The sequence below is a fragment of the Nocardia amamiensis NBRC 102102 genome (assembly GCF_001612745.1).
Lineage (GTDB): Bacteria > Actinomycetota > Actinomycetes > Mycobacteriales > Mycobacteriaceae > Nocardia > Nocardia amamiensis.
Genome location: NZ_BDBA01000208.1, coordinates 1 through 20845, shown reverse-complemented (window position 1 = coordinate 20845; position 20845 = coordinate 1). Strand labels below are relative to the sequence as shown.

18 protein-coding genes are annotated in these 20845 nt (G+C 68.5%); 10 read left to right on the top strand and 8 right to left on the bottom strand.

Going from position 1 to position 20845, the window contains the following annotated elements; genetic code table 11:
• Window positions 1–101: 101 nt before the first annotated feature.
• On the top strand, window positions 102–2003 hold the full coding sequence (locus NA4_RS30780; protein ID WP_084497617.1) for a vWA domain-containing protein: 1902 nt from the start codon (window positions 102–104) through the stop codon (window positions 2001–2003).
• Between the two features lie 203 nt (window positions 2004–2206).
• Here NA4_RS30780 and NA4_RS30775 read toward each other — a convergent pair whose 3' ends face one another.
• Window positions 2207–3061, bottom strand: coding sequence for a TIGR03619 family F420-dependent LLM class oxidoreductase (locus NA4_RS30775; protein WP_067478046.1), 855 nt, complete (start codon window positions 3059–3061; stop codon window positions 2207–2209).
• A 140-nt stretch (window positions 3062–3201) separates the two neighbouring features.
• Here NA4_RS30775 and NA4_RS30770 point away from each other — a divergent pair, with 140 nt between their 5' ends.
• The 4 genes from NA4_RS30770 to NA4_RS30755 all read left to right on the top strand — a co-directional run bounded on the left by NA4_RS30770 (window position 3202) and on the right by NA4_RS30755 (window position 9605).
• Window positions 3202–4722 (top strand): threonine/serine exporter family protein, encoded by a 1521-nt coding sequence (locus NA4_RS30770; RefSeq protein WP_084497616.1) that lies wholly within the window; start codon window positions 3202–3204, stop codon window positions 4720–4722.
• Window positions 4723–4827: 105 nt separating this feature from the next.
• Window positions 4828–5484: a biliverdin-producing heme oxygenase gene (locus tag NA4_RS30765; RefSeq protein ID WP_067478039.1), complete on the top strand. Its 657-nt coding sequence runs from the start codon at window positions 4828–4830 to the stop codon at window positions 5482–5484.
• Window positions 5485–5556: 72 nt separating this feature from the next.
• Window positions 5557–7257 carry a bifunctional metallophosphatase/5'-nucleotidase gene (locus NA4_RS30760; RefSeq protein WP_067478037.1) on the top strand — a complete coding sequence of 567 codons (1701 nt, stop codon included), beginning with the start codon at window positions 5557–5559 and terminating at the stop codon, window positions 7255–7257.
• A 317-nt stretch (window positions 7258–7574) separates the two neighbouring features.
• Complete coding sequence (locus NA4_RS30755; RefSeq protein ID WP_067478035.1) at window positions 7575–9605, top strand: SDR family oxidoreductase; 2031 nt, start codon at window positions 7575–7577, stop codon at window positions 9603–9605.
• 145 nt (window positions 9606–9750) lie between these two features.
• Here NA4_RS30755 and NA4_RS30750 read toward each other — a convergent pair whose 3' ends face one another.
• Both NA4_RS30750 and NA4_RS30745 read right to left on the bottom strand, forming a co-directional pair.
• Complete coding sequence (locus NA4_RS30750; protein ID WP_067478034.1) at window positions 9751–10407, bottom strand: cutinase family protein; 657 nt, start codon at window positions 10405–10407, stop codon at window positions 9751–9753.
• Between the two features lie 157 nt (window positions 10408–10564).
• A complete protein-coding gene (locus tag NA4_RS30745; protein WP_067478043.1) occupies window positions 10565–11569 on the bottom strand; it encodes a zinc-binding alcohol dehydrogenase family protein in 1005 nt (334 codons plus the stop codon).
• Between the two features lie 278 nt (window positions 11570–11847).
• On the opposite strand from NA4_RS30745, the gene NA4_RS30740 reads away from it, so the two are divergent.
• On the top strand, window positions 11848–12486 hold the full coding sequence (locus NA4_RS30740) for a TetR/AcrR family transcriptional regulator (protein ID WP_067478032.1): 639 nt from the start codon (window positions 11848–11850) through the stop codon (window positions 12484–12486).
• Between the two features lie 2 nt (window positions 12487–12488).
• Window positions 12489–14174, top strand: a complete 1686-nt coding sequence (locus NA4_RS30735) for an FAD-binding dehydrogenase (RefSeq protein WP_067478041.1) — start codon at window positions 12489–12491, stop codon at window positions 14172–14174.
• Between the two features lie 7 nt (window positions 14175–14181).
• Here NA4_RS30735 and NA4_RS30730 read toward each other — a convergent pair whose 3' ends face one another.
• From NA4_RS30730 to NA4_RS30720, 3 genes are all read right to left on the bottom strand, one after another.
• A complete protein-coding gene (locus tag NA4_RS30730; protein ID WP_157129395.1) occupies window positions 14182–14688 on the bottom strand; it encodes an RlpA-like double-psi beta-barrel domain-containing protein in 507 nt (168 codons plus the stop codon).
• Window positions 14689–14932: 244 nt separating this feature from the next.
• Window positions 14933–15772: an IclR family transcriptional regulator gene (locus NA4_RS30725; protein ID WP_067478024.1), complete on the bottom strand. Its 840-nt coding sequence runs from the start codon at window positions 15770–15772 to the stop codon at window positions 14933–14935.
• Window positions 15773–15871: 99 nt separating this feature from the next.
• Window positions 15872–16165 carry a three-helix bundle dimerization domain-containing protein gene (locus NA4_RS30720; protein ID WP_067478021.1) on the bottom strand — a complete coding sequence of 98 codons (294 nt, stop codon included), beginning with the start codon at window positions 16163–16165 and terminating at the stop codon, window positions 15872–15874.
• 186 nt (window positions 16166–16351) lie between these two features.
• Between NA4_RS30720 and NA4_RS30715 the strand changes: the two genes are divergently transcribed.
• Together NA4_RS30715 and NA4_RS30710 are read left to right on the top strand one after the other, a co-directional pair.
• Window positions 16352–16828 (top strand): nuclear transport factor 2 family protein, encoded by a 477-nt coding sequence (locus NA4_RS30715; protein ID WP_067478017.1) that lies wholly within the window; start codon window positions 16352–16354, stop codon window positions 16826–16828.
• Between the two features lie 80 nt (window positions 16829–16908).
• On the top strand, window positions 16909–17961 hold the full coding sequence (locus NA4_RS30710) for an aminotransferase class V-fold PLP-dependent enzyme (protein WP_067478014.1): 1053 nt from the start codon (window positions 16909–16911) through the stop codon (window positions 17959–17961).
• A gap of 5 nt (window positions 17962–17966) precedes the next feature.
• Here the strand turns inward: NA4_RS30710 and NA4_RS30705 are convergent, their stop codons facing one another.
• Together NA4_RS30705 and NA4_RS30700 are read right to left on the bottom strand one after the other, a co-directional pair.
• Window positions 17967–19043, bottom strand: coding sequence for an NAD(P)H-dependent amine dehydrogenase family protein (locus NA4_RS30705; protein ID WP_067478013.1), 1077 nt, complete (start codon window positions 19041–19043; stop codon window positions 17967–17969).
• Window position 19044: 1 nt separating this feature from the next.
• Window positions 19045–19836, bottom strand: a complete 792-nt coding sequence (locus tag NA4_RS30700; protein ID WP_067478009.1) for an SDR family oxidoreductase — start codon at window positions 19834–19836, stop codon at window positions 19045–19047.
• A gap of 90 nt (window positions 19837–19926) precedes the next feature.
• Between NA4_RS30700 and NA4_RS30695 the strand changes: the two genes are divergently transcribed.
• Window positions 19927–20805 (top strand): helix-turn-helix domain-containing protein, encoded by an 879-nt coding sequence (locus tag NA4_RS30695; protein WP_067478007.1) that lies wholly within the window; start codon window positions 19927–19929, stop codon window positions 20803–20805.
• Window positions 20806–20845 lie beyond the last annotated feature (40 nt).

Below are 20845 nucleotides of genomic sequence, written 5' to 3'. Positions count from 1 at the left end.
GGGAAGTTCTGCGGCGCATCGCGGAGAATGTTTGCCCAATACGGTGTCCTGGAACGATGTACCGCGTGCCATGCGACATGGCGAACACATTGACAAGGACCATGCCGAGATTCACCAAGTTCACCGCCGTGCTCGCCACTCTTCTCATCGGCGCGGCACTCGCCGCCCCCGCAGTGTCGGCACAACCCGGCCGCGCCGAACAGCCGCCGCAGTATGCGCCGACCATGCTGATCCTCGATGCCTCCGGGTCGATGCAGCGACCCGATCCCGCGGGCACCATGATGGACGCCGCCAAGACCGCGGTCCGCACGTTCGTCGAGGCCGCGCCCGCCGAGTCGAAGGTCGGCCTGATGACCTACGGCACCAGCACCGGGAACACCGAGGCGGAGAAGTCCGCCGGATGCCGGGACGTGCGGCTGCTCCGGCCCGCCGACGCACTCGACAAGCCCGCACTGACCACTGCCGTCGACGGAATCCAGGCCCGCGGCTGGACACCCATGGGCACCGCCCTGCGCCAGGCCGCCGACGCGCTGCCCGGCTCCGGCCCACGCTCGGTCGTGCTGGTTTCCGACGGCGACGACACCTGCTCCCCGCCCGACCCCTGCGAGGTCGCGCGTGAGGTGAAGCAACGCGGCATCGACCTGGTGATGCACGCGATCGGCTTCGCGGTGGACGGGAAGGCCCGCGCCCAGCTGACCTGCATGGCGCAGGCCACCGGCGGCACCTACACCGATGCGGCCGACGGCCGCGCGCTGGAGCGTGTCCTGCCGCGAGTGAGTGCCGCGGCCCTGCGCAACTACCGCGCCGCGGGAACGCCCATCACCGGCACCAGCAGCCCTACGACCGCGCCGGTCGCCTCCCCCGGCCAGTACCTCGACACCATCGGTCAGAAGGAGACGCGGTACTGGGCGGTGGACGTGCCCGCGGGCGCCACCGCCTATTTCAGTGGCACCGTGTCGTTTCCGCGCGTCCCGGACGTCTCGGTGACCGATGACCTCAACACCCTCCAACTGCGCGTGTACGGCGCGGACGGGCAGGACTGCCACGTCTTCGAATCCGAGCTGACCACCAAATCCAGTGACGGCGAGGCACTCACCGTCGCCAAGACCTTCGACGGCGCGACCAAGGAGCGCACCGGCAGCGCCAGCGGCGACAAGTGCCGTGGCGGTGGTCGCTACTCCTTCGCCCTGACCTGGGACAAGGTCTCCAACGGCGTCCCGGAGCGACTGCCGATCGAACTGCTGATCGGCATCGAGCCCGCGGCCTCCGATCCGGGCAGAGGCTCCACGACGGCCTCCACGGCTTTCTCCGAGCCGACCGGTTCCGGCACCCCCGTGACCGGCGGCGGATCGTTCAACGTAGCCGCTCCGCTCACCGCTAGCGGCCGCTACACCGACACCCTGCGGCAAGGCGAGTTCGTGTTCTACCGCGTCCGCTTGGACTGGGGTCAGGGTCTGGCCTACCGCGTACATTTCGGCAGCAACGGTGGACGCGGCCTGGACAACGTCTCCAATATCCGCACCAGGCTCTACACCCCGATCCGCCAGGAGATCGGCTCCGACTTCGGCGCCTACACCGGAACCGACAAGGTGCTGCCGAGCGAGGACGCGCTGGCGACGGTCCCGATCCGCTACGCCAACCGGACCGCCGACGACCTCGAGATCCGCAGGCAGTCGGTGCCGGGCTGGTACTACATCGCGGTGAAGGTCGGCTCGACCTTCGAGGAGGGCGACGCGGCTCCGGTGCCGATCCAGCTGGACCTGACCGTCACCGGCGCCCAGGAACCGGGGCCGACGTACTCCTCCGGCGTCTCCGACGGCGTCTTCGGGGAGAAGGCTTCCGCACAGCGAGTCGCGCACCAGACCGACCCGGTGGCTGCCGCCGCCGGGGCGGAAACCGAGTCACGGAACCAGTGGCTGATGGTCGCGGGTCTCGGCGCCGCCGCCGTGGTGGTGGTAGTCGGCATCATCGCGGGCGTGCTGTTGCTGCGTAGACGCGGTTAGGCGCATCGGCCACCGGGTGGTGGCGGGCGTGCCGGGTCGAGATCGGGAGAACCTCCGGGTGGGTGTGGCTGCGACGGTCGCATCCGTCCGGAGGTTCTCGCGTCCCACCGTCCACGACGAGGGCTGACCATGCAACGGTCCGGACAGCTCGACTAGGCGGCACAGGCTGTGGCCGCTGCGTTACCGGTGACGCGCTCCCAGCATCACCGGGTGTGTTCGATCCCCAACTTCCCCGCCAGCCGGGTGAGGTATGCCCGCACGTCGTCCACCGGACGGTCAGGCAACCCGAAAACAGCTTCGGTGACTCCGGATTCGGCCCATCGCGCCAGCTGCTCCGGATCATGGCGCCCGGCGAGCGCAACGATCTCGGGCAGGTCCGCGCGGTCGTGCTCGCGCCAGATGCGTTGCAGCAAAGCGACTTTCTCGTCCAGGCCGTCTTCGGTCGGAGTGGTGATCCACCCGTCGGCGTGCTTCGCCAGCCAGGCGAAGTTCTTCTCGGTCCCCGCCGCGCCGAGCAGTACCGGAATCCGCTTCCGCACCGGTTTCGGCCAGGACCAGCTGGCGCCGAAGGTCACGAACTCGCCGGCGAATTCGGCTTCCTCCTCGGTCCAGAGTGCGCGCATGGCGTCCAGATGCTCGCGCAGCACGGTCCTGCGCTTGCCCGCAGGCACGCCGTGATGGGCCAATTCATCGGTGTTCCAGCCGAATCCGACACCAAGGCGCACCCGGCCGCCGGACAGATGGTCCAGCGAGGCAATGGTCTTGGCCAGCGTGATCGGATGGTGTTCGGCCGGCAGCGCCACGGCGGTGGACAGACCGATGCGCTCGGTCACCGCCGCCGCAGTGCCGAGTGCGACCCACGGGTCGAGGGTGCGCAGATACCGGTCGTCGGGCAGGCTCGCGTCGCCTGTGCGCGGGTGCGCCGCCGCCCGGACCACCGGGATGTGGGTGTGTTCGGGCACATAGAACGTGTCGAAACCGGCACGCTCCGCGGCCGCCGCCGCATCCGCGGGGGTGATGCCCCGATCGCTGGTGAACAACACGATTCCGTACCGCACCGTATCCGCTCCCATCGCCGAAATTAGAACAAGTTCTACCACGGGCGCGCCGGTCCGGCCAAGGGTGCGGCCAGGACCGACACGCCCACCGGCGAACCGCGCGGATGCCAACGACAGGCCGGGTGACTAGGTTCGCGTCCATGGCTACTGACGCACCTACCGGAGGCGATGTCACCACCGACCGGGTGGATCACCTCGGCTGGCGTCGCGGGTTGCGCCTGCGGCGCGCCCGCCCGATTCCCGTGGTCAGCCAAGCCGTCGGCCTGCTGGTCGCGGACCGTCAGGCGACCGTGGACACCATCGTCACGGCTCCCGCGCCGTTGCAGCCGATCGATCTCACCGACGACGCCAGGGTCGCGGAGGTCCTCGATCTCGCGGTCCGGGTCGGCGAGGTGGTGCTCGCCTCGGGCACCGGTGTGGTGGACACCACCACGACGGTCCGCTTCATCGCCGCCACCTACGGCCTGTCCCGCTGCAGCGTCGACGTCACCTACGACGCCATCCGGATCTGGGCCGACCGCGGGCCCCAGCTGCCACCGGCCAGCACCATGCGGATCGTGCACTACCGCGCCCTGGATTTCACCCGGCTCGCCGCCGTGGACCGGCTCACCCGCCGGATCCGCAACGAGGTGGTCCCACCGGAACAGGCGCGCGCCGCGCTCGACGCGATCACCTCGGCGCCGCACCCCTACCACCGGTGGAGCGCCACCGCCGCGTGGTCGCTCATGGCGGCGGCGATCGCCGCGCTGCTCGGCGGCGGTGCGCTCGTCGCCGCGATCAGCTTCGCCACCACCGCGGCGATCGACCGCGCCAACCGCGTGCTCAATCGCTACGGACTGCCGTTCTTCTTCCAGCACATGGCGGGCGGGGCGATCGCGGCGATTCCGGCGATCGTGCTGGCCGGTCTGGCCGCACGGCTGCGCATCGACGTCGACCCCACGCTGATCATCGCGGCGGGAATCACCGTGCTGCTCAGCGGATTACAACTGGTCGGCGCGGTGCAGGACGCGATCACCGGCGCTCCTATCACCGCGTCGGCCCGCATGCTCGAGGTGATGATGATGACCGGCGGCATCATCGCGGGCATCGCGCTGACGCTGAGCATCGCCGATCTCCTCGATGCCACCGTGCCACCGGTGTATCTCACCTCCGGACGCGACATCACCGACCTGCCGGTGAAGATCGTGGCGGGCGCCGTTGCAGCGCTGGCGTTCGCACTGGCCTGCTACGCCGAACGCCGTGCACTCGCCGCTGCCGCAGGCAGCGGCGCGGCGGGCACCATCTGCTTCTTGCTCGCGCAGAACGCCGGGTTCGGTCCGGTGGTCGCCACCGGCGTCGCCGCCACGCTGGTCGGCCTGGCCGGTGGCCTGATGGCCCGCCGGGCGCTGACTCCGCCGCTGGTCGTCGCGGTCGCCGGCATCACACCGCTGCTGCCGGGTCTCAAGGTCTACCGCGGTCTGTACGCATTGCTCAACGACGAACTGCTGATCGGAGCCAATCAGTTGCTCTCGGCATTCGGCATCGGCTGCGCACTGGCGGCGGGCGTCACCCTCGGCGAGTGGTTCGACCGCACCGTCCGCAGACCGCGGATAGTGCGCCGGATCGGCTCACTGCGGCGCCCGGTCGTCCGGCGTCGCCGCCGTCCGGCGTCCACGCCGTGAGCCGCGAGGTGACTGCGCGGCCGCTGCACGGCCGGTACCCTCTAATCGAGTTGGTCAGGGTAGCCGAATTCGACAGCGGCCCCGTCTGAGGTGAGGTGGTTCGGCATGTCGCAAGCGGTACCGTTCTCGGCGCAGATCCGCACCGCCACCGCCGATCAGCATGCGGAAGCGGAGAACTCGCGGTTCATGAGCGACATGCTCGGCGGAGCGCTCGGTGTCGACTCCTATCACCGCTACACCGGTCAACTCTGGTTCGTCTACCGCGCGCTGGAGCGGCGCTGGGACACCCTGGCTGCCGATCCGACCGCAGGACCGTTCATCCGGCCCGAACTCGCCCGCACCGCCGAACTCGAGCGCGACCTCGCCCATCTCATCGGCACCGACTGGCGCACCGGCCTGGAGCCGCTGCCCGCGACCGCCGCATACGCCGAGCGCATCGACGAGTGCGCCCGCGAGTGGCCCGCGGGCTACATCGCCCATCACTACACCCGCTACCTCGGCGATCTGTCCGGCGGACAGGTCATCCGGGGCACCGCGGAGAAGCTGTGGAATCTGCCGCACCGCGGTGACGGCGTCCGCTTCTACGTCTTCGACGGCGTCGGCAACCCCGCGGCGTTCAAGCGGGAGTACCGCGGCCTGCTCGACCGCCTCCCGCTCGACGATCTGGAGCGCCGCCGCGTACTCGACGAGGGCAAGCGCGCCTTCGCGATGAACACCGCGATGTTCCAGGAGCTGGCCGAAGAGTTCCCGGCCGCCCAATAGCACGCATTGCACTGCGGCGCCGGTATTTCCGGCTGTCGTGCGCGGGCGCGCGAGACGTGGGACAGTCGTGGCATGAGAGCGCGCCGTCGCATCGCGGTGATTCTTGCCGGTCTGGTCGGTGTCGGTGTGATCGGGGGCTGTGGCGCAGCATCCGATCCGGGCACGGGTCCCGCCTCGTCGGCCCCGCCGATCGTACCGCTGATCTCGACGAACGATCTGCGTCCCGCGCAACCGGACGAGGTGCACCTGTTCGGCTTCAACGACCTGCACGGACACTTGCAGCCGCCGAGCGGGTCCACGGGCAAGATCGCGGGGTACGACGCGGGCGGCGCCGCCTATCTCGCCACTCATCTGGCACGACTGAAGGCTGCCTATCCGGCGAGCGTCGTGCTGGCGGCCGGAGACAATATCGGGGCGAGCCCCTTGGTCTCCGGGTTGTTCCATGACGAGCCAACGATCACCTTCCTCAACAACGCCGAGGTGGCCGCATCCGCGGTCGGCAATCACGAATTCGACGAGGGCGTCCTGGAGTTGGCGCGGCTACAGCAGGGCGGCTGTGCGGTGGACGGATGTTCTCCCGGAGCGCCCTTCACCGGCGCGAGATTCCCGTATCTGGCGGCGAACGTCGCCGACGCACAGGGCCACCTGCCGCCCGCGCTGCGCCCGTGGACATTGCTCGAGGTGGGCGGGCACAAGATCGGTGTGATCGGGACGGTCACGCCGGAAACCGCGAATATCGTGCTGCCCGAAGGCATTCGGGGCTATCACTTCGGCGATCAGGCCGCCGCCGTCAATCGCTATGTGCCGGAGATGAAGGCCGCGGGCGCCGAGGCGATCGTCGCGCTCGTGCACGACGGCGGCGCCCAGCGGCCGGAGCGGGACGCGCCTGTGGACTACAACGGATGCGCGAACATCACGCCGAACGTCACCGGGCTGGCCGAGCGGGTCGACCCGGCGGTGCGCGCGGTGATCACCGGCCACAGTCATCAGCCCTACGTGTGCGTCGTCGGCGGCAAGGTGGTCACCCAGGCGGCCTCGTACGGGCGGCTGATCAGCGACATCACGCTGCGTTTCGGCGCCGACGGCGTCCATGCCTCCGCGGTGAACCGGGTGGTGTCGCGGGAGGTGACGCCGGATGATCGGACGAACGCGCTGATCGACTTCTATGCCGAGCAGGCCCGGCCGCGTGCAGGACGAGTCGTCGGCGCGAGCGCCGACCCTCTCCCGCACAGCCCGGGGCCCGCAGGCACTTCGCCGCTGGGCGACGTGATCGCCGATTCCATGCTGTCGGCGACCGCGGGTCCGGCCGCGGCCGTCGCCGCATTTATGAACCCCGGCGGTGTGCGTGCCGATCTGAAGCAGGGACCGATCACCTACGGCGACATCTTCACCGTTCAACCATTCGGCAACCAGGTCGTCACGCTCACGCTGACCGGCAGCCAGATCCTGCGTCTGCTGGAACAGCAGTGGAGCAACCCCGGCAAACCGACGGTCCTGTCCACCGCCGGTCTCACCTATGCCTACTCCGACAGCGCCGCAACAGGCGCGAAGGTGATCGCGGACAGTGTGCGCGTCGCGGGTCAGCCGCTGAACCCCGTCGCTACCTATCGCATCACGACCAACAGCTTCCTCGCCTCCGGCGGCGACGGGTTCACCGTCTTCACCGAAGGCACCGACACCGCGGCGGGCCCGACCGACCTGGACGCCTTCGAAACGTTCCTGCGCGACAAGCCGCCGCTGCAGGCGCCGCCCGCCCGCGTCGAGAAGAAATAGCCGAGCGGAAGTAGCCACACCGGACGCTGCCGAGTTGCTGGACACTCGACCAGAATCGCGGTAACTGGAAATCTCTGTAACACATACCGTTTGACCTGCGCAGACGGGTGACCAGTTCCACAGGCCGAACGCGTCATGATCGCTTGCCGGTGGCGCACGCGTTCGATTACTGTCCAGTAATAGTCAGGACGAAGGTGTTCCTACTTTCGGCCCGACGGATTGTCACTGGGGGCCGAATCACAGCTCTCCGCATTCACTGCCGCATGCCGGATGACTTGTGCGACAACATGGTTCGAGTGAACGGCAGGAGAAATGCGATGGCGACCTACATCGTGACGGGCGGAACCGGATTCTTGGGGCGGCGGGTCGTTCAAGATCTCCTGGAGCACGATTCCGAGGCGATCGTCCACGTGCTGGTGCGCGAGACGTCGCTGGCGAAGTTCACCGAACTCGCGTCGGACTGGCACGGCACGGAACGGGTCTACGCCCTCATCGGCGACCTCACCGCCGACGGTCTCGGACTGGCCTGCGAAGCACCCCGCGCCGACCACGTCATCCACCTGGGCGCCGTCTACGACATGACCGCCGACGAGGACACCGCCCGCGCCGCCAACGTCACCGGCACCCGCTCGGTGCTGGCGCTGGCCCGCGAGCTGGGCGCGGTGCTGCACCACGTCTCATCGGTCGCCGTCGCGGGCGACCACAAAGGCAAGTTCTTCGAAGAGGACTTCGACCTCGGACAGCGCCTGACCTCGCCGTATCACCGCACCAAGTTCGCCGCCGAGAAGCTCGTTCGCGAGGCGCGCGGCGTGCGGTGGCGGGTGTACCGGCCCGCCATCATCGTGGGCGATTCCCGCACCGGCGAGATGGACAAGATCGACGGCCCGTACTACTTCTTCAGCGCCATCGCGAAGCTCGGCGCGCTGCCGTCCGATCTGCCGATGCCGCTGCCCGATCTCGGCGCGACCAATATCGTTCCGGTCGACTATGTTTCGGCCGCCATGGTCGAACTGATCCGCCGTCCGGGCCTGGACGGGCGCACCTTCCATCTGGTCAACCCCGAGCCGCAGCCGTTCGGCGAGATCTACGCCGCGCTGGCCGCGGCGGCGGGCGCGCCGACCGGCGTCGGCACGGTGCCGGGCAGCGGACTGGCGCTCAGCGGGCTCGCGCAGATCCCGGGCCTGCCCGCCGTGCGCGATTTCCTGCTGGAGCAGTTGGGCATTCCGGCCGAGGTCGCTCCGCACACCTCGTTCGCTTCGGAGTTCATCAGCGACTCCACCCGCGCCCAGCTGCGCGCCTCCGGCCTGACCGTGCCGTCGTTCGACAGCTACGCCGAGCGCCTGTGGCAGTACTGGCGCGAGCACCTCGACCCGCAGCGCGGTCGCGTGTCGGTCAAGGGTGATCCGCTGGCCGGGCGCGTCGTGCTGATCACCGGCGCGTCCTCCGGGATCGGGCTGGCCACCGCGCACGCGGTCGCCCGGCGCGGCGCCACCGTGCTCATGGTCGCCCGCGGTCACGACGACTTGGCCGCCGCGGCCGAGGCCGTGCGGGCGGAAGGCGGTGTGGCGCACACCTATCCGTGCGACATCACCGATTCCGAAGCGGTCGAGAAGCTCGTGCAGTGCGTGCTCGACGACCACGGTCATGTCGACTATCTGGTGAACAACGCCGGCCGCTCGATCCGCCGTTCGGTGCTCAACTCCACCGACCGGATGCACGATTTCGAGCGGACCATGGCGGTGAACTACTTCGGCGCCGTGCGGCTCATCCTCGGCTTGCTGCCGTCGATGCGGGCGCGCCGGTTCGGGCACGTGGTCAACATCTCCTCGATCGCGGTGCAGACCAAGGTGCCCCGGTTCGCCGCGTACGTGGCGAGCAAGTCGGCGCTGGACAACTTCAGCGAGATCGCCGCGGTCGAGAACCGGGATGCCGGAATCACCTTCACCTCGGTGCGGATGCCGCTGGTGCGCACGCCGATGATCGCCCCGACCGACCTGTACCGCTCGCTTCCGGTGCCCGACCCGGAGCAGGCCGCCGAGATCGTGATCCGCGCGCTGGAGGATCGCCCGCACCGCATCGACACGCCGGTCGGCACCTTCGCCCAAGCGGTCGAGTTGCTCATGCCGTCGGTCAAGCGGCAGATCCTGCACCAAGGGTTCCGCATGTTCGGGGAATCGCATGCCGCGCAAGGCAAGGCAGAGCGTGGTGCGGCCGACAAGGCCGCCGCCTCGGACACGACGCCGGACCGCAGCCCCTTGTCGGTGCTTGCCCCGGTGATCATGCCGTTGATGGCCCTGCCAGGACCCGCGGCACGTGTCGCCCGCGTGGTCCCTGGTATCCAGTGGTAGTTGCGCGCCGGTCGGACGGTGGCCGAAGGCATCGTCACGTTCTTCCGTGCCGAAAAGGGCTGGGGCGCAGTCGCATCGGCTGAGATACGCCATGGTTGGGGGCCGCGCGAGCGGCCCCCAACCGCGGATCCCCGGTTCCGCCGATTCACACCCGGGATGCGGCGAACCGCACGGCAGGCCACATGGCCCATCCGTAGTTCGTGTGCGCGGCCGGATGAATGCCGCCCTCGCAGACCGGATCACCACTGGTGCAGTAGTTTCCGGTCCGCCAAGCGTAGTGCCCGGGAACGTTCCAGCCGAGCAGGTGGACGGGATCGCCGAACAGCAGCACCGCCGCCACCCGGGATTCCAGCTCCCCTGGAAGCGAGTGGATTCCGCCGAGCGCGGTCACGACACCGGTGCCGAGTACCCCGTGCGCCACGACGGCCCCTTGCGAGAATCCGACCAGGACGAACCGCTGCTCCGGACACATCGCGGCTTGCCACAGCATGTGGGCGGTCATGTCCTGGGTGCCCCGGCTGATCGAGGACGGGTCGAGCAGATCCGCAGGGTAGTCCACACGGTAGGACTGCGAATCGACCGGAAGTGCTTGTCGCAGCGCGTCGTAGAGCGGGTCGCCGACCACCGCACCCAGATACCCGGGTTCATGGGTGCCCCTGGCGACGACGACATCGACCGCCGCACATGGCATCGCCCATGCGTGCAACCCGGTCGCCGCTCCGAACCCCGCGACGAGCAGCAGCACAGCGAATGCCCTTACCACACGCCACTTTTCGAAATGAATTACCTTCCGGTTGGCCATCGTACTCACCTACACTCACGCCGTTGTGAGACAGCCGAGTGACTGTTGTCAGTGACAATTGCTCGGCTATATCCGCGAAGGTAAGTACGTCTGCGAAACCCGTCAAGGAATGCGACCCGACCGATACGGACTCAGCGCCGAATCGTGCTCTGCCCACCTACGGAACGAGAACCGCTGCGCCCGTGAATCGTCCGTGCGCGAGATCGCTCAGCGCTTGATCGGCCATGTCCAGGGAGTACCCGTGCGTGGTCAGATGTATTCGGTGTTCGCCGGCGAAAGCCAGGAATTCGCGGGCGTCGGCACGGGTGTTGGCGGTCACCGAGCGAATCTCCCGCTCCTGGAACAGATGCCGCTGATAGTTCAGCGGAGGGATGTCGCTGAGATGAATGCCCGCGATGGCGAGGACTCCGCCGCGATCGAGCGCTGCCAGCGCGGGCGGCACCAATTCTCCGACCGGTGCGAACAGGATCGCCGAATCGAGCTGCACCGGAGGCGGATCGGCAGCGCCTTGGACCGACGCGGCGCCGAGGGCGGTCGCGAGTTCGCGTGCGGCGGCATCGCGCGTCATCACGTGCACTTCGGCGCCACGCGCGACCGCGACCTGGGCGGCGATGTGCGCGCTCCCACCGAAGCCGTAGATTCCCAGCCGCCCGCCCGGCGGCACGGATGCCCGTAGCAGGGCGCGATACCCGATGATGCCCGCGCACAACAGCGGCGCGGTGTCGGCGTCGGTGTAGCCGGCGGGCAGGCGCAGTGCGTACGCGGCGGGCACACAGGCGAACTCGGCGTACCCGCCGTCGGCGTCCCAGCCGGTGTAGGCCGAACGCGGGCAAAGGTTTTCGGCCCCCCGCAGGCAGAACTTGCATTCGCCGCAGGTATGCCGCAGCCATGCGATACCTACCCGATCTCCGACGGCGAACCCGTCCCCTTCGGTCGCTGCCCCGAGCGCGACGACTTCGGCGACGACCTCGTGCCCCGGCACCACTCCCGCCCGGCGCACCGGCAGGTCGCCCTCCGCCACATGCAAGTCGGTCCGGCACACCCCGCAGGCGAGCACACGGACCAGCAACTCGCCTGGCGCCGGTTCCGGGATCGGTGCGCGCTCCGCGTCCAACGGCCCGGCGGCGATCGGGCCCGGTCGGCGCACCCGCCAGCAGCGCATCTCGGCAGCACCGCCGCGAACCTCACTCATGCCTGCGCCTCACTCGCGCTCAGCGCCACCACGAGCACGTCCGCGGTCGTGCAGTTCGTTCGCTCGCTCATCGTCGGATCACCTCCCACGACCGGCTCCACCCTGACCGGCATCCGACCAGGCCGGATGCGTCGGACTCACCCTACTCGGCGATTTCGGTCTCACCCCGCAAGCAGGTCTGATACGTTTTCGTATCGAGTACATTTGTGTATTCGACGGCCGGTTCCGGCGACCCGAGGAGGTGCCCGATGACGCCCGATGCCGTGCGGGCCGCGCCCGTCCGGGTCACCCGCCGGCGCGCGGAAACCAGGAGCCGGCTGCTCACCGCCGCCTACGAGGCCTTCGCCGAAGAGGGGTTCGGCCGCGCCACCGTGGAGCGGGTCTGCGAGCGCGCGGGTTTCACCCGTGGCGCTTTCTACTCCAACTTCACCTCGCTGGACGAGCTGTTCCTGGCCATGTGGGAGCAGCGCTCGACGGCGATGCTCGCCCAAGCAGGCGCCATCCTCGACGAGATCGCGCTGGACGGCACCGACGACGTCCGCACCGCCGTGGAACGACTGGAGCGGGCGGTCCCGATCGACGACGGCTGGTACCGGATCACCGCCGAGTTCACCGCGCACGCCCTGCGCACTCCCGCGCTGCGCCGGGTGATGGCCGCGCGCGAGGAGGCGATCGTCGCGGCCCTCATGCCGACGATCGTCGCGGCGCTCGCGCGCGGCGGCCGCACCGTGGCGGACCCGGAGGCGTTCGGCCAGGCGCTCATCGCCGTCCACGACGGCACCAGCGTGCAGGTGCTGCTGGAGCCGGACAGCCATGTCGTGCGCGAGCGGCGCACCGAACTCTTCCACCACGTCGTGCTGGCGTACAGCACCGCAACCGAAGGATGAACATGTCCCACAGCAGTCCTGATGTGGCGCCGGAAGCCGATGTCCTCGTCGTCGGCGCCGGGCTGGCCGGCCTGGTCGCCACGCACGAACTGGTCAAGGCGGGCCGCACCGTGCACGTGCTCGACCAGGAGAATCGCAATAATCTCGGCGGTCAGGCGTTCTGGTCGCTGGGCGGGCTGTTCTTCGTCGACAGTCCCGAGCAGCGCCGTCTGGGCATCAAGGATTCCTACGATCTCGCCCTGCAGGACTGGCTCGGCTCGGCCGGGTTCGACCGCGCCGACGAGGATCACTGGGCCAGGCAGTGGGCGCAGGCATACGTCCGGTTCGCGGCCACCGAGAAGCGGGACTACCTGCGTGAACTCGGCCTGCGCGTGACGCCGCTGGTCGGCTGGGCCGAACGCGGCGGCGGCTTCGCCCACGGGCACGGCAACTCGGTGCCGCGCTTCCACCTGACCTGGGGTACCGGCCCGGAAGTGGTCCGGGTCTTCGCCGAGCCGGTGCTCGCGGCCGAGCACCGCGGGCTGGTCCGGTTCAGCTTCCGCCACCAGGTCGACGAGCTGATCGTGGCCGACGACGCGGTGGTCGGCGTGCGCGGCACCGTGCTGGCGGACACCGATCTGGAGCGGGGCCGCGCCTCGTCACGGAACAAGGTGGGCGAGTTCGAGTTCCGCGCGAAGGCCGTGATCGTGGCCTCCGGCGGGATCGGTCACAACCACGAGCTGATCCGGCGCAACTGGCCCACCGAGCGGCTCGGCCCATGCCCCGAGACGCTGATCTCCGGAGTGCCCGCGCACGTCGACGGGCGGATGCTGGGCATCACCGAGGCGGCGGGCGGCGCCATCGTCAACCGGGACCGGATGTGGCACTACACCGAGGGCATCGTCAACTGGGACCCGATCTGGCCCGACCACGCCATCCGGATCATCCCGGGCCCGTCCTCGATGTGGTTCGACGCGAACGGAAAACGGCTGCCCGCACCGTGTTTCCCCGGATTCGACACCACAACCACGATGAAGGAGATCCTGAAGTCCGGCTACGACTACTCCTGGTTCGTGCTCACCCAGTCGATCATCGAGAAGGAGTTCGCGCTCTCGGGCTCCGAGCAGAACCCGGACATCACCGGCAAGGACCTCAAGCTCACGCTGAAGAGCCGAGTCGCCAAAGGCGCACCGGGCCCGGTGGAGGCATTCAAACAGCACGGTGTGGACTTCGTCGTCGCCGACACGCTGCGCGAGCTGGTCGACGGCATGAACAAGATCGCACGCGGACCCGAGCTGGACTACGCCGACCTGGAACGCCAGATCGTCGCCCGCGACCGGGAGCTGACCAACAAGTACACCAAGGACAGCCAGCTGATGGCGATCGACAACGCGCGCCGGTACATCGGGGACAAGGCGGGCCGGGTGGCCAAACCACACCGGATCCTCGATCCGGCCGCCGGTCCGCTCATCGCGGTGCGGCTGAACATCCTCACCCGGAAAACCCTCGGCGGCTTGCAGACCAATTTGGATTCGCAGGTGATCAAGCCCGACGGCACCGCATTCCCCGGCCTGTACGCCGCGGGTGAGGTCGCCGGGTTCGGCGGCGGCGGTGTGCACGGTTACAACGCGCTGGAGGGCACATTCCTCGGCGGGTGCATATTCTCCGGCCGCGCCGCCGGGCGTGCGCTGGCCGCGAAACTCGCCTGAGGCCGATTCATCTCCCGCCGTTTTCCGTGCCGCCGAACAGGACGGCGAACCAGGAGGCGGACGAGTCCGGCGCCGGCTCGTAGGTCTGGTCCGGCGCCGGCTGGGAGCCGCGCACCAAGCGATACCGGACGCGGACCACACCGTCGGCGGAACCGGCAACCGGCACGAAGGTTGCCGCATTCGGATCCCGCTGCCCGGCAGCGCATTCCGAGCAGCTGCCGACGACGAGCGCAGGCACCTGCTCGGGCTCGAGATCGAGATACGCGGCACACTGGTCGGCACGGCCGTCATGCGAGGTGGACACCCCGGCATGGGGACCGTCTGCCGAGAAGTCCCCGAGCGAACACGACACCGCCGGGACCAACTCGTAGTGCCGCGCATCGCCGGAAACCACCGGCGCAAAAGTGACGGCTACTACCGGCGATCGCGACGTCGACGCTGCCTCGTGGCTGGCACCGCAGGCGGGCGCCGACGGCCGCGCCAGCCACACCACGGCGGCGACCGTGCCCAGCACGCCTGCCGCGAACCACAGCCATTCGGATCGGAATGGTCGCTGTTGGATCGGTACCCGGTGCATCGCTCCCCGACTCCGGCTCACCTACTCGCGGACTGTCCATCCTGACTTCTCCAGGAAAGCAGTCCGTCCGCTCGCACACACCGCGAACGAAAATTCTTCACAGTGAAAGACACACCGTTCAGCAAGAATGATTCGGCCGCAGAATCTCTGGCCGCCGCTCCGCCGACCCGACCCAGGAACGCTAACGCCAGCGCACGTGCCGGGGAAACAGCGAGCGGCCCGCTTCGTGGGCTACCTCGACCAGCAGCCGGGCCAGCCGCGCGGTGTCCAATGCCGCTCGATCACCGCCGATCTGCCCCGACAACGACACCGCCGCAACGGCAGCACCGCGCCCCCGGATCGGCACGGCCACGCATGCGATACCCGGAACCGACTCCTCATTGTCCACCGCGACGCCCTGGCGGTTGCGGATGCGGCCGAGTTCGCGGTGCAGTTCGGTACGGTCGGCGATGGTGCGCGCGGTCAACTGCGGGAGGCGATCACGGAAGGACGCCTCCACGATGCTCGGTTCCAGTGTGGCCAGCAATGCTTTGCCGAGTGCCGTACTGTGCGCAGGCATCCGGCCGCCGAGCCGGGTGGGCACGGTCGCGGCGTACCGGCCCACCTTGTCCAGGTACAGCACCTCGGGTCCGTCCAGGACGCCGAGGTGACCGACCATGCCGGTCTGCTGACTCAGATCGTGCAGCAGCGGACTCACCAGATCACGAATCTCGTTGTGGTCGGCGGCAAGTCCGCCCAATTCGAGCGTGCGCACACCGAGCCGATAGCCGCCGGGTGCGTGCGCCAGCCAGCGCAACCGGATCAGCTGGTCCAGGATGCGGTGCACCGTCGACCGTGGCAGACCGGTACGCTCCGCGAGTCCGACGAGGGTGAGCGTCGGCGTCGCGCCGTCGAAAGCGTCCAGTAACAGCGTCATCCGCTCGATCATCGACACCGGAGGCTGGCCGGCCCTGGCCGGGACCCGTCCTGATCCGGTCGATAATTCCCCGGACTCGGGACCGGTCGTCATCTCGACCGCCATAAGCAACCTCCACACGCGCTCGCGTAGAGCTTAGAAAGTAATTCCCTCGCGCAGGGGCAATTCACGGATCATTTCGACGAGCAACCAGTGATCGGGCGGCTACGTTCGGCGGTCGGTTCGGGTGGCCTGTGGCTGGTCGGATCCGCCGGAGGATTCCGCGACGTTGAACAGCCACTCGCGGGTGTAACGCTCGGCGAGCAGCGGCAAGTAGTTCCGGATCGTGGCGTGATCGGCGAAATGGTCGTACGACGAATGGAGATGATCCTCGATCGCCGCTTCGCTGACCACGCCGTCGAATTCGTCCTCCAGTCGGTTAGCGGCCGCCTTCAGGGCGAGGTCCTGATCAATGGCGGTTTCCTCGGGTGTGTCGTGGGTGCTGGGATGGTCGGTCATCACGATTCCCCTGTTGTGACAAGATCGGCTCCACGGGCGCCTTCGTGGCCGCACGACGACGCCCATCATTCGGGTACCCGATCGCGCCGGTTCGAACCGGCCGACTCTTCTCGGCGACACTCCGGCCGACGGCGAGTGATAGAACATGTTCTTGTCTCATGGTATCGCGCGTGCCAGGCTCGACGGATGGATCTCGACGTCATCGAAGCCGTCCGCCAGCTGAAGTACCGCTACTTTCGCACCCTCGATCTCAAGAAGTGGGACGAGTTCGCCGACACCCTCGCCGCGGACGCGACCGGGCGTTACGGCACCCACGCCATGGGCCAGCCGTTGCACCTGGACGGCCGCGACGCCATCACCGCGTTCATGCGGGAGAATCTCGGGGCCTCGGTCGTCACGATGCACGTCGCCAACCATCCGGAGATCCATGTCGACGGCGAAACGGCCACGGGTTCATGGGCTTTCGAGGACACCGTGATCGCCATCGAGTACGGCGTGCTGATCCGGGGAGCCGGGTACTACACCGACACCTATCGCAGGGACACCGACGGCCGGTGGCGCATCGCCTCCACCGGGTACGAGCGCATCTACGAATCCATGCAGGCACTGTCGGACATACCGAGTTTCCAGTTGCTGTCCAACATGTGGGCGGCCGAGAAATAGCGGGCGCCGGGCGGGAAATCGGTCCAGTATCCCGGCGGTGGCGCTGGACGGCACCGGCGCGCCGGGCGGATGCTGCGGACATGTCCTCCCTAGCGCCTGACGACTACACGCTCGAAACCACCTACCTCAACACCGCCTCGTACGGTCTGCCTTCGGCCCGAGCGCTGACCGCCATGCGCGACGCCGGCGCCGACTGGGCCACGGGCCGCGGCGGACCGGCGTCATCGCTGGACCTCCTGGTGCCCGACCTGCGGGCCGGATTCGCCCGCCTGCTCGACGGCGCGACTCCAGACGACATCGCGCTGGGCAGCGGTGTCGCGGGCCTGATCGCTCCGGTGGCCGCGACACTGCCGCCGGGGGCGGAGGTGCTGTTGCCGGAAGGCGAATTCTCCTCGGTCTCCATGCCCTTCGTGTATCGCGGCGATCTCGTCGTGCGCTTCGTTCCGTTGCCGGAGTTGGCCGCGCAGGTGCGACCGGAGACCGCGCTGGTCGCGGTGAGCGTCGTCCAGTCCGCGGACGGTCGCGTCACCGACCTCGCGGAGCTGCGCGCGGCCACCCGGGCGACCGGCGCGCGGCTGCTGGTGGACGCCACTCAGGCCGCGGGCTGGCTGCCGCTGCGATTCGCCGACGCGGACTATTGGGTCTGCGCCAGCTTCAAGTGGTTGATCGGTGCACGCAGTGTCGCGTTCTTCGCCACGGCGCCGGAGTTCGTCACCGAGCTGCGGCCGGTCGGGTCCAGCTGGTACGCCGCCCAGGACCGCTGGGCTGAGCTCTACCGTCCGGTGGCGTTGCCGCCGACGGCACGACGCTTCGACGCGACCCCGGACTGGCTCGGCGTCATCGCCGCGCGGGCTGGCCTGTCACTGATCGAGGAACTCACCATCGACAAAATCGGCGCGCACAACCTGGAGCTGGCCGACTGCTTCCGCGAAGGGCTGCGTGAACTCGGGTTCCAGCCCATCGCGGCGCGCTCACCCATCGTCTCCGTGCCCGGCGCGGCAGAAATGACGGCGCGACTGGAGGAGGCGAATGTGATCGCCTCGGCGCGAGGAGGCGGGCTGCGGTTCGCCTTCCACCTCTACAACAGCACCGACGACGTCGAACGCGCACTGTCGGCATTACGCGCCGGGTAGACGTATCAGTGGGTCGGGCGGTCCGCCGGTGCGGTGATCAAGGGGAGGTCGAGGGCGGTCAGGATTCCGGGCGGTGCCGCGATTACGGCGGGCACCGCGTTGACGATGCGCATGCCGGTGGCCACCAGGGTCGCGTAGTTGTGGTCGCCGTTGCGGCTCGAGGCCACCAAGTCCATCGCGTAGCTGGGCTCGCCGGTGATCTCGATCCGGTAGGAGCCCTCGGCGTGGGCCGGCTGCGGCCAGTCCGGGCACAGGTCGGGCCGCAGGCGGGTCACGTGCTCCAGCACCGTGACCGGCACGTCACCGACCATGCCCCGGACTTCGAAACGCAAAGCGGCAGCGGTTCCTTCGGCGATATGCCCGGTCGCGATGTCGAACGACGCCGGAGCGGGGACCCGTTCATACGTCTCGGTGACGGCGTCGAGGGTGACGCCGATTCCCGCGGCCAGCTGGCGGACCACGCCGCCCCAGGCCAGGGAGAGCACGCCGGGTTGCAACAGCATCGGAATGTCGTCGACGGGCTTGCCGAAGCCCATGATGTCGAACATGACCTCGCGATTGTCGTAGCTGGCGTAGTCGACGATCTCCAGGCAACGCACCTGGTCGATGCGCAGACAGGTCCCGGCGAGCGCGAGCGGGAGCAAGTCGTTGGCGAACCCCGGATCGATGCCGTTGACCCACAGCGACGAATTCCCTCGGGCCGCGGCTTCCTGCACTGGTTTCAGCAGTTCGTCCGGAAGCACCCCGTAGGGGTACTGGAAGAACACCGGCGCGCAGGCGACGACGTTGATTCCCGCGGCGAGAATGCGCTGCAGATCCTGCACCGCCTCGAACAGCCGGTTGTCGGTCATCGAGCAGTAGACGACGCAGTCCGGCCGCGACGCGAGCAAGTTCTCGGCATCGTTCGTCGCGGTGATGCCAACCGAATGGTCCAGTCCCGCAAGCGTTCCCGCGTCCATTCCAGCTTTGGCGGGACCAGAGACCCATACGCCGGTCAGTTCCAGGTCGGGGTGGGCGATGACGCCGGCCAAGGCATGCCTGCCGACATTGCCGGTGCCCCATTGCACTACGCGATATGTCATGTCACAGATCCGGGATAGGGAGGTCGAGGTTCGGGATGATCAAGCCGCCGTCGGGTTCGAGAATCTTGCCCGTGAGGTACTTCCCTGCTGGGGAAACCAGGTAGAGCGCGGCGGCGGCGATGTCTTCGGGTTCGCCGATGCGATGCAGCGGCGTCTTGGCTTCCAGCTCGGTCCGCATCGCGTCGTTACCTGCGACGATCTCCAGCGCCGAGGTCAGGATCGCGCCGGGCGCTATCGCGTTCACCCGAATACGCGGGTTCAGGTCGAGCGCGGCGAGCTTGGTGTAGTGGGCGAGGGCCGCCTTGGCGGTGCCGTAAGCGGCGAAGGCTCGCCCGGGCAGGCGCCCCATGGTGGAGGTGATGTTCAGAATCGAACCGCCCCCTGCGGTTTCGAGCATATGCGGCGCCGCGGCACGAACCAGAGCATGCGCATTGGTGACGTTGAATTCGAACGCGGCGGTCAGTGCCTCAGGCGTCGTGTCCAGCAGCGGGCACGGCAGTGCGCCGCCCACATTGTTCACCACGATGTCCAGGCGTCCGAAGCGTTCGACCGCCGTCGCGGCGAGGGCCGCCGTGGCGTCGATGTCGCTCAGGTCCGCGGGCACCACGTGGGCTCGCCGTCCGGCGGCGGCAACGCGCTCGCCGACCTCGTCGAGTTGGCTCTTGGTCCGCGCGGCGATGACGACGTCCGCGCCCGCCTCCGCGAACGCGACGGCGATCGCCGCGCCGAGACCTCGGCCCGCGCCGGTGACTATGGCGACCTGACCGTCGATCCGGAACCGCTCCAGAATCATCCAGGCTCCTACCTGTCGAATATTCGACGGCTTTCTGATTTAATATTCGTCATCGTAAGCCGCTCGTCAGAGCCGGGACAAGAGGTGGCAATGCCTGATCGCTCCGCGTCGCCGCCGACACGGCGAGTCATCGACATCGTGTCGCTGCTGGCAACCTCCGGCGAGCCGATCAGCGTCGCGGGCATCGCCGAGCGGCTCGGCATCGCCAGGGCGACCGCGACGGCGATACTGGCCGAGTTGGACGCGGCCGACTGGGTCGTACGCGATCCCGCTCGCGGCTACCGCACCGGACCCGCGTTGTCGGGATTGCACGGTGCGGCGCTTCCCCACGGTGTCGGCGACATCCTCGGCGCTCTGGCTGCCCGCACCGGGTATGGCGCGACGTTCAGCCGTATCGAGCCCGATCGGCTCACCGTGCTCGATGTACGGCATGGCGCCGACCGTGTGGTTCCCGGAATCCCGGTGGGACATCGCATTCCGTTGCAGTTCCCGGCGGGGGCGAGTGTGATGCCGTGGCGTTCGGCAACCGAGCAGAACACCTGGCTGGGCACCGCGACCGACGCGGACCGGCGCATCGCCGGCGCTCTGTCGGCACTGGTGCGCGATCGCGGCGTGGCCGTATTCCGGCCCCGCGCCGATGACGCGGGCATGGTCGACTTGCTCGCCGATATGCTCGGTGCGGTGGGATCCGAACTGCTGCAACCGCATTTGCGTAGTCGCGCTCTCCGTCAGCTCGCGGCGCTCACGTCACGGCCGTTCAGCCGGGCGGAGCTGGATTCGGACGAGGTGCTGCCGCTGAGTTATCTCGCGGCGCCGGTATTCGATGCGAATGGCAATGCGGCGTACGAGGTTCAGCTCGGACCATTACGTACGGCGACGACTCGACGCGAACGGGATGATTTCATCGAGGCGACTCGTGCGGCGGCACGCGATTTGACGGCCGCGCTCACTGCCGGGCGGCACGGGTAAATAGGAATCAGTGGACGCGACTGTATCGAAACCATTGTTT